The sequence below is a fragment of the Flavobacterium succinicans LMG 10402 genome (genome assembly GCF_000611675.1).
Classification (GTDB): Bacteria; Bacteroidota; Bacteroidia; order Flavobacteriales; family Flavobacteriaceae; genus Flavobacterium; species Flavobacterium succinicans.
Genome location: NZ_JATV01000003.1, coordinates 135,679 through 152,115 on the forward strand (window position 1 = coordinate 135,679; position 16,437 = coordinate 152,115).

At 35.7% G+C, this 16,437-nt stretch carries 13 protein-coding genes; all 13 read left to right on the forward strand.

Features of this window, described 5'->3' with window-relative positions:
- Positions 1-18 precede the first annotated feature (18 nt).
- Positions 19-7,164 carry a T9SS outer membrane translocon Sov/SprA gene (gene sov / locus AO58_RS0103670; RefSeq protein WP_024980402.1) on the forward strand — a complete coding sequence of 2,382 codons (7,146 nt, stop codon included), beginning with the start codon at positions 19-21 and terminating at the stop codon, positions 7,162-7,164.
- A gap of 81 nt (positions 7,165-7,245) precedes the next feature.
- On the forward strand, positions 7,246-7,626 hold the full coding sequence (gcvH, locus tag AO58_RS0103675) for a glycine cleavage system protein GcvH (protein ID WP_024980403.1): 381 nt from the start codon (positions 7,246-7,248) through the stop codon (positions 7,624-7,626).
- The gene (locus AO58_RS0103680; RefSeq protein ID WP_074917560.1) at positions 7,619-7,999 is read left to right on the forward strand and encodes a VanZ family protein; all 381 of its coding nucleotides are present in this window, start codon (positions 7,619-7,621) and stop codon (positions 7,997-7,999) included. Before gcvH ends, AO58_RS0103680 begins: the two co-directional genes overlap by 8 nt.
- A gap of 177 nt (positions 8,000-8,176) precedes the next feature.
- Entirely contained in the window at positions 8,177-8,920 is a 744-nt protein-coding gene (gene deoC / locus AO58_RS0103685; RefSeq protein WP_024980405.1) for a deoxyribose-phosphate aldolase, read from the forward strand.
- A gap of 18 nt (positions 8,921-8,938) precedes the next feature.
- Complete coding sequence (remB, locus tag AO58_RS0103690; RefSeq protein ID WP_024980406.1) at positions 8,939-11,047, forward strand: gliding motility outer membrane protein RemB; 2,109 nt, start codon at positions 8,939-8,941, stop codon at positions 11,045-11,047.
- 110 nt (positions 11,048-11,157) lie between these two features.
- Positions 11,158-12,051 carry a heme o synthase gene (gene cyoE / locus AO58_RS16915; RefSeq protein WP_035717349.1) on the forward strand — a complete coding sequence of 298 codons (894 nt, stop codon included), beginning with the start codon at positions 11,158-11,160 and terminating at the stop codon, positions 12,049-12,051.
- A 1-nt stretch (position 12,052) separates the two neighbouring features.
- Positions 12,053-12,640, forward strand: a complete 588-nt coding sequence (locus tag AO58_RS0103700) for a cytochrome c oxidase subunit 3 (protein ID WP_024980407.1) — start codon at positions 12,053-12,055, stop codon at positions 12,638-12,640.
- 43 nt (positions 12,641-12,683) lie between these two features.
- A complete protein-coding gene (locus tag AO58_RS0103705) occupies positions 12,684-13,661 on the forward strand; it encodes a cytochrome c oxidase subunit 3 (RefSeq protein ID WP_024980408.1) in 978 nt (325 codons plus the stop codon).
- 20 nt (positions 13,662-13,681) lie between these two features.
- A complete protein-coding gene (locus AO58_RS0103710; protein WP_024980409.1) occupies positions 13,682-14,032 on the forward strand; it encodes a cytochrome C oxidase subunit IV family protein in 351 nt (116 codons plus the stop codon).
- A gap of 77 nt (positions 14,033-14,109) precedes the next feature.
- Positions 14,110-14,751, forward strand: a complete 642-nt coding sequence (locus AO58_RS0103715; RefSeq protein ID WP_024980410.1) for a hypothetical protein — start codon at positions 14,110-14,112, stop codon at positions 14,749-14,751.
- Position 14,752: 1 nt separating this feature from the next.
- On the forward strand, positions 14,753-15,439 hold the full coding sequence (locus tag AO58_RS0103720; RefSeq protein WP_024980411.1) for an SCO family protein: 687 nt from the start codon (positions 14,753-14,755) through the stop codon (positions 15,437-15,439).
- Between the two features lies 1 nt (position 15,440).
- Complete coding sequence (locus AO58_RS0103725; RefSeq protein ID WP_024980412.1) at positions 15,441-15,983, forward strand: DUF420 domain-containing protein; 543 nt, start codon at positions 15,441-15,443, stop codon at positions 15,981-15,983.
- Positions 15,973-16,233 (forward strand): CAMCR motif-containing small membrane protein, encoded by a 261-nt coding sequence (locus tag AO58_RS18440; protein WP_035717350.1) that lies wholly within the window; start codon positions 15,973-15,975, stop codon positions 16,231-16,233. Before AO58_RS0103725 ends, AO58_RS18440 begins: the two co-directional genes overlap by 11 nt.
- Positions 16,234-16,437 lie beyond the last annotated feature (204 nt).

Here is a 16,437-nt window from a genome sequence, read left to right on the forward strand (position 1 = left end):
ACACGAGAGCCCCATTGCATGCATAAAATTTGTATTTTTTTATTTGTTGTATGTGCCAGTGTTGTATCGTATGGACAAGTAATTCCTGCCATTCAAGACACGGTCAAAAAAGGATATACAGTTGGAAAGCTTCAAATTAAAGATCCCAAAAGTATAGTGTCTTCTTATACCTATGACCCAATAACAGATCGGTATATTTATTCCAGCGATTTAGAAGGAATTACAATCAATTTCCCTGTTATTTTGACGCCTGCGGAATACGAAAAGTTAGTTTTGCAAGAATCAAGACGTACTTATTTTAAGAAGAAAGCAGACGCTATTGATGGTAGAAAGAACGGTGCTGAAGAAGCTAAAAAGGACTTATTGCCTCGCTATTATATAAAATCAAGCTTTTTTGAATCTGTTTTTGGAAGTAATACTATTGATGTAAAACCAACAGGTTCTGTAGAAATGGATCTCGGTGTTCGCTACACCAAACAAGATAATCCTTCTTTTTCTCCAAGAAACCGAGCCAATACTTCTTTTGATTTTGATCAACGTATTAGTATGAGTTTGATGGGGAAAGTAGGAACCCGATTAGGGGTGAACGCTAATTATGATACACAATCTACTTTTGCTTTTCAAAATTTAATCAAGTTAGAATTTACTCCAACCGAGGATGATATTGTTCAAAAAATAGAAGTGGGTAACGTGAGCTTGCCTTTAAATAGCTCCTTGATTCGTGGCGCACAAAGTTTATTTGGGGTAAAAGCTCAATTGCAATTTGGTAGAACAACTTTTACTGGTGTTTTTTCAGAACAAAAATCGCAAACTAAAAGCTTGGTTGCTGAAGGCGGAGGAACTGTTCAGAATTATGAGCTTTTTGCTTTGGATTATGACAATGATAGACACTTTTTCTTGTCGCAATATTTTAGAAATCGATACGATAAAGCACTTGAGGGCTATCCATTCATTGACAGTAGAGTACAGATTACACGTATCGAAGTTTGGGTGACCAACAGACAAAATCGCGTAAATGCTACTTCCAATAATTTACGAAATATTATCGCATTACAGGATTTAGGGGAGTCACAGTTATCGGATTTAGCGGATAACGAAGTGGTGGTTTTGAGTCCCTCTACTGGAATTTTTAACAATCCTGCTAATTCACCTTCAGACAATACCAACAATGATTATGATCCGGGCCAAATTACTGCAGGATCGGGATTATTGAATTCAAATATTAGAGAGATTGCCACTTCAAGCTCTGGATTTAATACCACAGTTACGGAAGGTAGAGATTATTCGAAACTTGAAAATGCCCGAAAATTAACCGCTAATGAGTATACTTATAATTCAAAATTAGGTTTTATTTCGTTGCAACAGCGTTTGAGTAACGATGAGATTTTGGCTGTTGCCTATCAGTACACCATTGGTGATCAAGTGTATCAGGTTGGGGAATTTGGAAATGATGGAGTCGATGCTACCGAAGTTGTAGGCGGAAATAATAATGCAAATCAGGCAATTATTACCCAAAGTTTGATTTTGAAAATGCTTAAAAGCAACCTAACCAATGTCAAGGATCCTATTTGGAATTTGATGATGAAAAACATTTATCAAGTTCCCGGTGGTTATCAATTAAAGCAAGAAGATTTCCGAGTAAACATTTTGTATGCCGATCCATCTCCGATTAATTATATTACCGAGGTAAACGGAAGTCCATTCCCTTCCAATCCAACACCAGAAAATAAAGTAGCCGAAACTCCTTTGTTGAAAGTATTTAATTTGGATCGATTGAATTTTAATAACGATCCGCAATCGGGTGGCGATGGTTTTTTTGATTTTCTTCCGGGAACCACTATCGATACCCAAAATGGTAGAATCATGTTTACCACCAAAGAACCATTTGGGGAACTGATCTTTTCAAAATTAAAAAATCCGAATTCGCTTGAAAAATATAATGATGTAGATTCTTATAATGGGAATCAGAAAAAATATGTTTTTAGAAGTATGTACCGCAATACGCAAGCGGGTGCTTTGCAAGATATTGATAAAAACAAATATTTGATTCGAGGAAAGTTCAAATCCTCTAGTGGAGACGGTATTCCAATTGGAGCACTCAATGTGCCGCAAGGCTCTGTAGTGGTTACTGCGGCGGGACGACGATTAGTCGAAGGGGTGGATTATAGTGTAAATTATCAATTAGGAAGAGTACAAATTTTGGATCCTTCCTTACAAGCTTCTAATACTCCAATCGAAGTGTCTTTAGAAAATAATTCGATTTTCGGACAACAAACCCGACGTTTTATGGGATTGAATGTAGAACATAAAATCTCAGAAAAATTTGTGTTGGGAGGAACTTTTTTAAAGATGTCCGAAAGACCGTTTACTCAAAAGTCTAGTTATGGACAAGAATCCGTGAACAATACTATTTTTGGATTTAATGGAAACTTTGCTGCAGAGGTTCCTTTTTTTACAAGATTAGTCAATAAACTGCCTAACATTGATACCGATGTACCTTCCAATTTGTCCATTCGAGGGGAAGTAGCTTTTTTAAAACCGGATACGCCAAAAGCAGATCAATTCGAAGGAGAATCTACTGTTTATGTTGATGATTTTGAAGGGTCTCAGTCTACTATAGATTTGCGTTCTCCATTTGCTTGGTTTTTATCATCTACTCCAGTTAATGATGCTGAGAGTTTGTACAATTTCAACGAAAGTGCCACCGATTTAAGTTACGGTTTCAAAAGAGCTAAATTGGCTTGGTACACTATCGATCCTTTGTTTTATACACAAAAACCAGCGGGTATCACCAATAATGATATTTCTTTGAATACTACAAGGCGTGTTTTTAGTCAAGAGTTGTATCCAAATACCGACATTGCTCAAGGTCAAACTCAAGTGATCAATACCCTAGATTTGAGTTTTTTCCCTCAAGAAAGAGGCCCGTATAATAATTCGCCCACTTTTTCGGCCACACCTAAAGATAATTTTGGAGGAATTATGCGTGCCATTAATACCACAAATTTTGAACAAGGTAATGTAGAGTATATACAGTTTTGGGTTTTGGATCCTTATGTAGGCAAAGGCAATGCTAGCCCGACCAATTCAGGCAAGGTGTATTTTAATTTAGGTGAAATTTCAGAGGATATCCTCAAAGACGGTAGAAAACAATACGAGAATGGTTTAGGTTCAGATCAAATACTAGTTAACCCAAGACCGATTTGGGGAGATGTACCTGCTTCGCAATCCTTGATCTATGCTTTTGATGGCAATGCTGAAAACCGAGCCAATCAAGACGTGGGCTTAGATGGAATGAAAAACGCTCAAGAAGCCTCAGTATATACTAATTATGCTTCTGAACCCGATCCTGCTGCTGACGATTATACTTATTTTGCGAATACGACCGGAGGAGTAGTGGATCGTTACAAAAAATATAACGGAACCGACGGAAACTCTGCAGTTAATATTTCGGATGCGAATAGAGGATCCACTACATTTCCAGATGTAGAAGATATCAATCGTGATAATACAATGAATACCATCAATGCTTATTACGAATATAGTATTGATATGCGTCCGGGTATGAGTGTTGGTGAAAACAATATTACTGATATTAGAAATACACAGGTAACTTTGCCCGATGGTTCGGCTACTGAAGCGCGATGGATACAATTTAAAATTCCGGTTTCACAGCCTCAAAACACCATTGGTGGGATTTCGGATTTTCGTTCTATCCGATTCATGAGAATGTTCATGACTAATTTTGAATCCCCTGTAACCCTTCGTTTTGGTGCCTTAGATTTGGTACGAGGCGAATGGAGACGTTATGATAAATCATTCGAAGTGAATGATCCCAATACCACAGATGATGATACGAAGTTGGATGTTTTAGCAGTAAATATTCAGGAAAACAACGAACGCTGCCCCATCAATTATGTTACGCCTCCGGGAGTAACCAGAGAGCAGTTGTTCAATAATAACACTGTGATTAATCAAAATGAACAATCTTTATCGTTGCGTGTGTCGGGAAGTGGGTTAGAACCCAATGATGCTCGTGCTGTGTTCAAAAATGTAAGCATTGACATGAGACAATTCAATAAATTGAAAATGTTCTTGCATGCCGAGTCTTTACCCAATGAAGTAGCTTTGAGAGACAATCAAATGGTAGGATTTATTCGATTCGGAAACGACTTTACTGAGAATTTTTATCAAATAGAGATTCCATTAAAAGTAACCTTGCCTGTGTCTTTATCAACTTCGGATTGTCCGCCAGTGAGCCCAGAATTAGTTTGGCCAGAAGCGAATGAAATAGATTTGAAATTGGCTTTATTGACTCAGTTAAAAATTTTAGCGATGTCTATCGATCCAGCTACGCTTCCTGCAGATGGTATTTTTTATAAATTTGAAGACGAACTGGACGGGTCTTTAGCAGGTAAAAACAATAAATTGAGAATAGGAATCAAAGGAAATCCAAATTTTGGTTTGGTTAGAACTTTGATGGTGGGGCTAAAAAATGATGATCAAAGGCGTATTCTAGGCGAAGTGTGGTTTAATGAATTGCGTCTAGCCGATATGGACAACAAAGGAGGAATGGCAGCTTTGTTAAACATTGACACTAATATGGCCGACTTTGCAACGCTATCGCTCACGGGTAGAAAAACAACCATTGGTTTTGGTGCTTTAGAGCAAGGGCCTAATGAGCGTAGTCGAGAGGATATACAACAATATGGTATAGTGACAAATTTGAATTTGGGACAATTATTACCTAAAAAATGGGGGATCAATTTGCCTTTTAATTACGGTATTGGCGAGGAAGTAATTACCCCAGAGTACGATCCTTTCAATCAGGATATTAGGTTAAAAGAATTATTGAAATTTACTACTGACAAAGAGGCTAGAGAAAATATAGAAAGTCGCGCTGTGGATTATACTAAACGTACCAGTATTAATTTTATTGGCGTTAGAAAAGAGAGAAGTCCAGAACAAAAACAAAGAGTCTATGATCCGGAGAACTTTACCTTCTCTCAGTCTTACAATGAAGTAGAACGTCATGATTATGAAATTGAAAGCTATACGGACCAATTGAGTAATACCACGGTAAACTATGCTTTTAATTTTCAGCCTAAACCAGTAGAGCCATTTAAGAAAAAAACTTTTGTAAAAAAGAGTGAGTATTGGAAATGGTTACAAGACTTTAATTTTAATTATTTACCTACTAATATTACATTTAACTCTAGCGTTATTCGTCAGTACAACCGTCAACAATTTAGACAAGTAGATGTAGTGGGGATTGGGTTAGATCCTTTATATCGTCGAAATTTCGCTTTCAATTATCAGTATGGGTTCAATTATAATTTGACAAAATCATTGCGATTAAATTATACTGCTTCTTCAAATAATATTGTTAAAAGTTATTTGAATGAAGATAATACGCCAATTGATACCTTTACCATTTGGGATAGTTATTTTGATATCGGAGATCCGAACCAGCATACACAGCAACTGATTGTTAACTATGAAATTCCTTTAAATAAAATCCCGGTCTTTAGCTTTGTGAAGGCTAGTTTTACTTACCAAGGCGATTATAGTTGGCAGCGCGCATCGAATGCTTTGTCCGATATTTCTATCGGTGGGGTTGATTATAATTTAGGGAATACGATCCAAAATGCGAGTTCCAAAATATTGAATACTTCTTTCGCAATGGAAACCTTGTACAAATATCTAGGGCTTACTAAAAAAGGAGCGTCGTCAGCCAAACCCAAAGCCCTGGCACCAAAACCTGGAGAAAAAGTAGTGAATACTGCCATAAAACCAATACAGCAAAGAAGCCCTTTTATGGATGGATTAGTGGGTGTTTTGACTAGTGTAAAAAACATTCAAGTCAATTATACGCACAATAGTGGTACGGTGTTGCCTGGTTTTACACAAGGTTTAGGCTTTTTAGGTTCTACTAAGCCTTCCATAGGATTTATTTTTGGAAGTCAAGATGATATCAGATATGAATCGGCCAAAAGGGGTTGGTTGACCAATTATCAAGACTTTAATCAAAATTATACCCAAGTAACCAATAAAATATTAAAGGCTACTGCTAATGTTGATTTGTTTCCTGATTTTAAAATAGACTTAACTGCTGACCGCTCTTATTCTGAAAATTCATCCGAGCAATACAATGTAATTGATGGCAATTATCGATCATTGTCGCCTTATAGCTACGGAATGTTTTCGATCTCTACCGTTTTAATAAAAACAGCTTTTTCTAAAAGTGATGTCAATGGTTCGGATGCTTTCGACGATTTTAGAAGTAACAGATTAATTATTGCGAATCGATTGGCTTCGCAACGTGGTATTGATCTCTCCAATCCTGCCAATATTGATGCCGATGGATTTCCAAAAGGGTACGGCAAAAACAATCAAGCGGTATTGTTACCTTCGTTTTTGGCGGCGTATACAGGTGGGAATGCCAATGACGTTTCTACAGGTATATTTAGAAGTTTTCCAATCCCGAACTGGTCTATTAAGTACAGCGGTTTTATGAGGTACAATTTTTTTAAAAATCGATTCAAAAGAGTTTCACTCTTACATCACTATCGCTCATCCTATACGATCAATGATTATCGTTCTAATTTTGAGTATACCAAAAAACCAAATGGAACAGATGTTGGAGGAAATTATTTTAACCCAATTGTATTGTCTAACATCAACTTGGTTGAACAATTTAGTCCGCTTATTCGTTTAGATTTTGAATTGAAAAACTCCTTTAAGGTATTAACTGAAATCAAAAAAGATCGTGCTTTGTCCATGAGTTTTGATAATAATTTATTGACCGAAGTCAAAGGAATCGAATACATTGTTGGATTAGGTTATCGATTTAAAGATGTTATTTTTTCTTCGCGCTTGGCCGATAGCCCCACTGGAATCATCAAAAGTGATATTAATTTGAAAGCGGATGTGTCGTATCGTAACAATCAAACCCTAGTTCGTTACTTGGATTATGATAATAATAAATTGGCGGCGGGACAAAATATTTGGCAATTGCGTGTGGCTGCAGATTATTCGTTTAGTAAAAATTTGACGGCTATTTTCTATTATGACCATTCGTTCTCGAAAGCGGTAATTTCAACTACTTTTCCGTTAACTAATATACGTTCAGGGTTTACCTTGCGTTATAATTTTGGTAATTAATTTGTACTTATTCTTTGTAAAAAATTAATACAAGATAGTTACCTTTGCTTCTTATTGTAAATAACACAACATTTATATATTATGAGCGTACCATCAAATTTAAAGTACACAAAAGATCACGAATGGGTTAGTATCGAAGGCGATATTGCAACCGTAGGAATTACTCATTTTGCACAAAAAGAGTTAGGAGATATTGTCTATGTAGAAGTAGAGACTTTAGACCAAACATTAGATAAAGACGAAGTTTTCGGAACGGTAGAAGCTGTTAAAACGGTTTCTGATTTATTTTTACCACTTAGCGGAGAGATTATCGCCTTTAATGATGATTTAGAAGCAGCTCCTGAAACGGTGAATGCTGATCCTTACGGAGCGGGATGGATGGTGAAAGTAAAAATTGCTAATCCAAGCGAAATAGAAGAGTTGTTATCTGATGCAGCTTACAAAGAATTAATTGGTGCATAAATATTTTTTTTTCGGCCTAGCTATCGTTTGGACAGGTTTCATTCTTTTTGTTTGCTTGATAAAATCATCTGATGTTCCAACTATTAATATCGTTGGAATTGATAAAGTAGTGCATTTTGTAATGCATTTGTCGTTTACCTCACTTTGGGGTATGGCATTTTTCAAAAGCAAGTTTTTTGATGCTGTCAACAAAGTATTGGTCTTTTCTTTTTTGCTCTCCTTTGTTTTTGGATTGCTGATTGAATTTGCTCAAGGCTTTTTAACAACCACTCGCAGTGCCGATGTTTCCGATATTTTAGCCAACGTTCTAGGGGCACTTTTAGCAATCGCTATGTTGAATGCTTATTGTAACGCCACTAAAGACATTGAATAATTAAAATCCCATTTCGATGGGATTTTTTTTTAGTGATATGGTTTCTTCTTTCTAAATATATCCTTGAGATTAAAAACAAATTCGGCGAAATGAAAAATAACAGCTTCTTTGCTTTTTTTTCTATTTATACAGTACTTTTGTAGCGATTATTTGTAAAATTCTAAAACCTAAATTCTTATGAACCTTAGATCTTACCTCGATTCAACTTATTTAAAAACCAATGAACAAGCTAATATTTCTGAAGCTGAAAATGTTCTAGTGGTTACAGAATGCATTGAAGAAGCGATTCGTGAACAATTCAAATTGATTATGATTCGTCCAGATCGAGTGGCCTTGGCTAAACAATTAATCGAAGCCGTAGGTTCCAAAGTTCTAATTGGTACTGTCATTGCTTTTCCAAAAGGGGATGCTAATCTGCAAGCTAAGTTGGCAGAGGCTGAACAAGCCATAGCAGACGGAGCCGACGATTTGGATTTTGTTTGTGATTACGAAGCCTTTAAAAGAGGGGAGTTTGAATTGGTGAAGCAAGAGATTGTACAAGGAACAAAGTTAGGTTTAGCACATAAGAAGGTTGTAAAATGGATCATTGAAGTGGCAGCTTTGAATCATACCCAAATTATTCAACTTTCTGCATTCATCAAAAATGTTGTTTTGCAGCATTTTGAAGAAGAAGACTTCGCATCAATCTTTGTGAAATCGTCTACAGGATTTTATCAAACAGCCAATAACGAGCCTAATGGTGCAACTGTTGATACGATAAAGTTAATGCTTGAAAATGCTTCGCCCTTACCTGTAAAAGCTGCTGGAGGTGTTAGAAATTATCAAGATGCCATTCAAATGATACAACTTGGTGTACAACGCATTGGAACTTCTGGAGCCAAAGCCATAATCGATGGAGCTTCGGCAGAAGGCGAATACTAAAGAATCAAATTATAGATGATGTATAGAATTAAGATTGTGTTGTTTATTGTTAGTATTGGATTCAATTGGTGTTATGGGCAAAACACAAACGTAGCCCCCTTTTCAGAGGTAGAGCGGTTTCCAGTGTTCTCTTCTTGTCAAAATCTTCAAGCCAAAGCAACCGAGCAGTGTTTTTATGACCAAGTGCAAGATTTTGTATTTTCCAATTTTAAAGTGCCCCAAAATGATTCTTTTAGTGGGAAATTAAAAGTACTTTTTGAGGTAACTGAAGAAGGAAAATTTAAGGTTTTGTATGTCGATGCCATTTCTGAATCGTATAGCAACGAGGTGAAAAGAGTTTTTGCGGTCTTGCCCAAAGTAAGCCCTGCTACCTATAACGGAAAGCCCACATATTCTAAATATACGATTGCTATTGCTATTCCTTTAAAATCAAAAGAACAGTTCGAAGCGGAGGCTCTCGCAAAAGCAGAAATTCTCAATGTTAAAAATCCAAAGCTAACAGAATTAGATAGTATTGTATACAAAAAATACCGCAATCCTGAGTACGAAAGCCATTTAAATATGCCTTTTTCTCACAGTCTTTATGCACAGTTTGATGCCAAGATGAATCAAGTGGGAAGTAACAATCATACCGCTTCTAAACCTTATACATATGCCGAAGTAGCGAAGTATTATGACATGAATGCAGCTGCTGAAAAGTTACAAAAGAAAGCTTCAGGTTGGTGGTCTAGAAAGTTGTGGAACGAAAACATGGTTGCGATTCAAGGCGAGGACTATTGGTTTACCTTGGATCCTATAGTCGATTTGCAATTGGGAAAAGCTTCTCAGACTGATAATTCCTATACGTATGTGAATACTCGTGCACTCAATTTTAGAGGGGGATTGGGGAAACAGTTGAATTTCACTACCACCGTTTTTGAAAGTCAAGGACGTTTTGCAGATTATTATAATCAATATGCAGAATCCATTAAGCCTTCGGGTGGAAATCCCGCAATCATTCCTGGGGTTGGAATTGCCAAAAGATTCAAAGAAGATGCCTATGATTTTCCTTTAGCGGAAGCCAACATTACTTTTACTCCAAATAAATTTATTGATTTACAGTTGGGTTATGGTAGAAACTTTATTGGAGATGGGTATCGTTCTTTATTAGAAAGTGATGGTGCAAGTCCTTATCCTTACTTTAAAATCAATACTAATTTTTGGAAAATAAAATATACTAATACGTATATGTGGCTCAAAGATGTGCGTCCTGAAGTGACTGTAGATCGAACGTATGCTACCAAATTTATGGCGAATCATTACTTGAGTTGGAATGTTTCGAATCGCTTGAATTTAGGTTTTTTTGAATCAGTAGTTTGGACAAAAGACAACAATAGAGGCTTTGATATGAGCTTTGTGAATCCTATTATTTTTTATCGCGCAGTAGAATTTGGGTCTTCCTCCAGAAGCGGAAATGCTTTGTTGGGGCTTACCTTTAAATACAAATGGGATGCTTCCATTAATGCCTACGGACAATTATTAGTAGATGAATTTTCATTGGGTGACGTAAAAGGAGGTGATAATAGTTGGAAAAACAAATTCGGATATCAATTCGGTTTGAAGTATTACAATGCTTTCAAGGTAAATAATCTTTTATTGCAGTTAGAATACAATCATGTGCGTCCTTATGTGTATTCACACAGTAATCCCGTTACGAACTACGCGCACAATAATCAGAGTTTGGGCCATCAATGGGGAGGGAATTTCAATGAGTTAATTGCCATTGGTCGTTATCATAAAGGAAGACTTTTTGCAGATGCTAAAGTAACCGTTGGAACACGTGGTCTTGATTTTGATACCACCGAAGATAGTTTTAATTATGGCGGCAATATTTATAAAGACTACGATGATAAACGTCCTTTTGATACAGGTGTAAAAGTAGGACAGGGGAACAAGACAAAAGTTTTTATAGCAGACATTCAAGGAGGTTATTTGGTTAATCCAGCTACTAATTTGAAGCTTTTTGCTAGTTACATTTACAGAAGTTTCGATCCTTCACAAAACACAATAGCCACTTTTAATCAGAGTACCAATTGGTTTAGTGTCGGAGTAAGATCTGATATTTTCAACTTCTATTTTGATTATTAATATAGGTGTCTTCTTACGGATATAATTTATGATTTGTTTTTTGTCTAATCCCTTGCGATACCCTACTTTTGCAAAAATTTTTTATAAAATTAACATTACTTTAAAACGCTTTGACAAATACAATTTCGATCAAATCCATTTATTTAGATTTTAAAGCCATTACCAAAGCTGGTCTTGCCATTAGTGTTGTTTTTTCATCCATTGCAGGTTTTGTTTTAGGGATTGATCATTTTGAAACAAGCACTTTGTGGGTCTTGTTTAAGTTAGCTGTTGGAGGCTATTGTATGGTGGGCGCCTCAAATGCCTACAATCAAGTTATTGAAAAGAATTTAGATGCTTTAATGGATCGAACTAAAAATCGTCCAGTGGCCTCAGGGCGAATGCAGCCAAAGTTGGCTTTGATCGTTGCTACTTTATTGACAATTTTAGGGTTGACTTTGTTATACAGTATTAATCCAAAGTCGGCCATGTTTGGTGCGATTTCGATTTTTTTATATACAAGTATTTATACGCCTTTAAAGACGATGACTTCTTTGTCAGTTTTTGTAGGTGCTTTTCCAGGAGCCATACCGTTCATGTTGGGTTGGGTGGCTGCGACAGGTGAATTTGGCATTGAAGCTGGTACCTTGTTTTTGATTCAGTTTTTTTGGCAATTTCCCCATTTCTGGGCTATCGGTTGGTTTTTATATGAAGATTATGAAAAAGCAGGTTTCTTTATGTTGCCTACTGGAAAAAAAGATAACGGAACCGCATTGCAGATTATATTATATACGGTTTGGTTAATCATCGCGTCGCTTTTGCCGATGTTCGGATATACAGGTTCTTTGTTTTTAACACCTGTTGCTGCAGTGTTGGTCTTTTTGTTAGGATTGTGGATGTTGTTTTATGCAGTGAAAGTGTATCAATTACGAACTACCAAGTCTGCAAGAACTTTAATGTTGGTAAGCGTTTCGTATATTACCTTGTTGCAATTAATATATATAGTAGATAAATTTTTGAGATAGTATGGATACAATGATGACTAAAGAAGAATATCAATCTAGGACAGGGAAATCCTATAAATTGATTTTGTTATTCGCAATGGTAAGTATGACCATGATGTTTGCTGGATTGACAAGTGCTTTTGTGGTTAGTAAATCAAGAGTAGATTGGTTAAAAAACTTTGAATTACCTGTTGCTTTTTTTGCAAGTACACTTGTTATTGTGGCGTGTAGTTTAACATTTCATTTGGCTAAAAAATCGATTCAAAAAGACCAGCAAAAAACAACTATGCAATGGTTGTTATTAACAATGATTTTAGGAATTTCTTTTGTGGTATTACAGTTTGTAGGTTTTGGAGAAATTGTGGCTAATGGCTTTTATTTTACCGGACCAGCTAGTTCAATAACTACAACATTCCTTTATATTGTGACAGTTATGCATCTTTTACACCTAGCTGGAGGCTTGGTTTCTCTTTTGATTATTATTTATAATCATTACAAACAAAAGTACAGCGCAACTCAATACCTTGGAATTGAATTGGGTGTAATGTACTGGCATTTTTTGGATGTATTATGGGTATATTTATTTTTGTTTTTATATTTCTTTAAATAAGAAAAAAAATATAAATTTGGGAACTTTTTAACAAATTAATTTTATGGGAGCGACAGTTACTACTGCAAACAACGACGAAAAGACTTGGGGTGGCGCAAATGAGCCAATGGGAGCGAGTTATGGTAAATTAATGATGTGGTTTTTTATCGTATCTGATGCCTTGACTTTCTCTGGTTTTCTTGCAGCTTACGGATTTTCTAGATTTAAATTTATCGAAACTTGGCCATTAGCCGACGAAGTGTTTACTCACTTTCCATTTTTACACGGAGTATCTGCTCCAATGTATTATGTAGCCTTAATGACTTTTATCCTTATTTTCTCATCTGTAACCATGGTGTTAGCTGTGGATGCAGGACATCAAATGAAAAAAGATAAAGTAGCACTTTACATGTTTTTGACTATTATTGGAGGTTTGATCTTCGTGGGTTCTCAAGCTTGGGAGTGGAAAAACTTTATAAAAGGAGAGTATGGTGCAGTAGAAACTACTGGTGGAAGTTTACTTCAGTTTGTTGACAAAGACGGAAAACGTGTGGCTTTGGCAGATTTTGCTACCGATTTACACGAAGAACGTGAACAATTAACGCGTAGTCAAGCTAAGTGGTTTATGAGTGAGCCTGCCTTGCCTACTTATTCTGTTGCAGAAATTCAAGCTGGTTTTAAAGCACATCCTGAATTGTTAGTAAGAACAGAAACAATTACTAAAGACAAACAAAAACAAGTATTGTCTAGAGCTGAGTCAGAAGCTAGATTAGCCGATGCTAAAATTGTAGTTGAAGGGGCAAATCTTCATCATAACGAATACGGAAGCAAATTATTTGCTGACTTCTTCTTCTTTATTACTGGTTTCCACGGTTTTCACGTGTTTTCAGGTGTAGTAATCAATATCATTATTTTCTTCAATGTTTTGTTAGGAACTTACGAAAAACGTAGAAGTTACGAAATGGTAGAAAAGGTTGGTTTGTACTGGCACTTTGTGGATTTGGTTTGGGTATTTGTATTTACCGTATTTTATCTTGTTTAATTTTTAAGAAACTTATTATTATGTCACACGAACACGTTTCTAACACCAAAAGAATTTGGTTTGTTTTCGGATTATTATCTGTGGTTACTACAGTAGAAGTAATTTTAGGTATCATTAAACCAGAATCTTTGTTTTTTACTAATTTTCTTGGAATGAACTTGCTAAATTGGATATTTTACATATTGACAATTTTTAAAGCTTATTATATTGTTTGGGCGTTCATGCACATGGAAGGAGAAAAGAAATCCTTACAAAGTGCAGTGGTAATCCCACTCGTATTTTTAATTTTATATTTACTTTTTATTCTATTAACTGAAGGTGATTATGTATTCGGGGTTTTTAAAAATTCTATCATTAAATGGAATTTTTAACTAAATATTAATTCAGAAAAGAGCTCCGATTTATCGGAGCTTTTTTTATTTTTACCTACTCAATTTCTCCATTTCTGATGAAAAAAAATAGCGTCCTTTTTATTTTGTTTATTTTACCTATTGTAGCTTATTTGTTTTTTGCTTCGGGGGTAAATAGTTTTACTAAATTGCCCACCATTACGCCCAAAGTAGCTGATTTTGGTAATTGGAAATCCTTACGTGGTGATGTCGTTCGATTGGATGGTAAAATTACTGTACTTGGTTTTTCGGGCAGCAATTTGTTAGCCAATAGGGGTAATCTCTTTAATCTTAATCAAAAGATTTATCAGCGTTACCATACTTTCAAAGATTTGCAATTTGTGATGCTTTGTCCAATCGGTACCGAAAAAGAAGCACAAGCGGTTGTCGATGCTTTAAAAGCATTTACGGATGTTACACAATGGCATTTTGTTTTTGCCACACCAGATGAAATTCTTAAGTTTTATACTCAATTACAATTGAGGGAACCCTTGGATAAAAATCTTGGGACTCCTAATGTTTTTATTGTAGATAAGGAACGCAATCTTAGAGGTCGAAAAGAAAAAGAAGAATATAAAGAAGGGTATAATACGTTTCATCCTGCAGAGCTAAGTAACGAAATGCTCGATGATTTTAAAATCCTTTTGTACGAATACAAAGCGGCCTTGAAAAAAAATAATAACGCAACTAAACAATTGTAACATGTTTAAAAACAAATCCTATATCGGAATTTCATTCATTGTTTTGATCTTTGGTATTTATGCTATTCCTAAAATAATTGATAAAATCCAAGGAAATACTGTAGTTAACGCTAGTCGATTGGATCAAAAAAATGGATCTGGTGAAAAAGCCGAGGACTTAATTGATGTAGGCAAAGCACCCTCTTTTGCATTGACCAATCAGGATAATAAAGCGATTGCGAATGACTTTTACAATGGGAAAGTCTATGTTTTAGAATTTTTCTTTACTACTTGTCCTACCATTTGTCCTAAGATGAATTTGAGTATGTTACAAATAGAAAAAACATTTTTTGGAAACCCTAATTTCGGAATAGTATCCATTACCATCGATCCTGAAACGGATACTCCTGAAGTGTTGAAAGCGCATGCGAAACTCTTGGGTGTAAAATCCTCTACTTGGAATTTTCTAACGGGAGACAAAACAGCCATTTTCGATTTAGCGAATAAAGGTTTTAACTTATATGCTGCTGCAAATAAAAAAGTGAGTGGTGGTTTTGAACATTCTGGTTTATTTGCTTTGGTAGACAAAAATGGTCATATTCGCTGCAGAAAAGACGAGTTTGGAAATCCAATTTTATATTATGACGGTTTGGATCAAAAAGGGGTGAAAGAAATACAAGAAGATATTAAATTACTTTTAAAAGAATAACATGACACAAAATTCAGTCGAACAGAAATACAATAAGTGGATCGTTTTGTTATCCATATTCATTCCGGTAGCAGTAGCTATCTTGTTTAAAGTAAAACTAAAAGACTTTGGTATCCAAGTGGAGCCCTTACGTTTTTTACCACCAATTTATGCCTCTATCAATGGATTAACTGCTGTTTTGTTGGTTTGGGCCGTTGTGGCAATCAAAAAAGGCAACAAGAAATTGCATGAAAATTTAATGAAAACAGCCATCGGGTGTTCGTTGGCGTTTTTAGTGATGTATATTGCCTACCATATGACCTCAGATTCTACAAGTTATGGTGGCCAAGGGGTGTTGCGTTATGTGTATTTCTTCATTCTTTTGTCGCACATTTTGTTGTCTATTGCTGTAATTCCTTTGGTGTTGATTACGTATGTGCGTGCTTTGGCAGAACGATTTGACAAACACAAAAAAATTGCCAAAATCACCTTTCCACTGTGGTTGTACGTAGCGGTTACAGGAGTGATCGTTTATTTAATGATAGCGCCTTATTATGCGAATTAAAGATAGAAGTCAGCAGAGAGAAATAAGAAGTAGCAAGACACAATTCCTGTTTTTTGGAATTTGTTTTTTTCTTTTTGAATTTTCCTCGTATGCTCAATGTGCCATGTGTAGAGCGGCTTTGACTAGCGAAGGTAATGCAACTAAAGCGGCGGCAGTTAATGACGGAATAGTGTATTTGATGATAATTCCATATATTCTAGTGGCCGGCATCGGTTATTATGTCTATCGCATGAAGAAGAAAAAATCATAAATGAAAAGAGGCTGTTTCGGGTTAGAAACAGCCTCTTTTTTATTTCGCTTAATTCGATAATAAATACATTTTTTTATCTATCACTCACTATTTGGGCGTTTCCACAAAGGCCGGGCTTTACGTTACACTCTTTTTGAGGCAGAAACAGCCTTAAAAAGGATTTCCACTGCAAATGAAGTTCACTGAATTCCTATGAAAATAGTA

Bases quoted from the DNA above. Each gene is read 5' to 3' on its own strand.
- sov (WP_024980402.1), top strand. From the start codon at position 19: ATGCATAAAATTTGTATTTTTTTATTTGTTGTATGTGCCAGTGTTGTA.
- gcvH (WP_024980403.1), top strand. From the start codon at position 7,246: ATGAGCGTACCATCAAATTTAAAGTACACAAAAGATCACGAATGGGTT.
- deoC (WP_024980405.1), top strand. From the start codon at position 8,177: ATGAACCTTAGATCTTACCTCGATTCAACTTATTTAAAAACCAATGAA.
- remB (WP_024980406.1), top strand. From the start codon at position 8,939: ATGTATAGAATTAAGATTGTGTTGTTTATTGTTAGTATTGGATTCAAT.
- AO58_RS0103700 (WP_024980407.1), top strand. From the start codon at position 12,053: ATGGATACAATGATGACTAAAGAAGAATATCAATCTAGGACAGGGAAA.
- AO58_RS0103705 (WP_024980408.1), top strand. From the start codon at position 12,684: ATGGGAGCGACAGTTACTACTGCAAACAACGACGAAAAGACTTGGGGT.
- AO58_RS0103710 (WP_024980409.1), top strand. From the start codon at position 13,682: ATGTCACACGAACACGTTTCTAACACCAAAAGAATTTGGTTTGTTTTC.
- AO58_RS0103715 (WP_024980410.1), top strand. From the start codon at position 14,110: ATGAAAAAAAATAGCGTCCTTTTTATTTTGTTTATTTTACCTATTGTA.
- AO58_RS0103720 (WP_024980411.1), top strand. From the start codon at position 14,753: ATGTTTAAAAACAAATCCTATATCGGAATTTCATTCATTGTTTTGATC.
- AO58_RS0103725 (WP_024980412.1), top strand. From the start codon at position 15,441: ATGACACAAAATTCAGTCGAACAGAAATACAATAAGTGGATCGTTTTG.
- AO58_RS18440 (WP_035717350.1), top strand. From the start codon at position 15,973: ATGCGAATTAAAGATAGAAGTCAGCAGAGAGAAATAAGAAGTAGCAAG.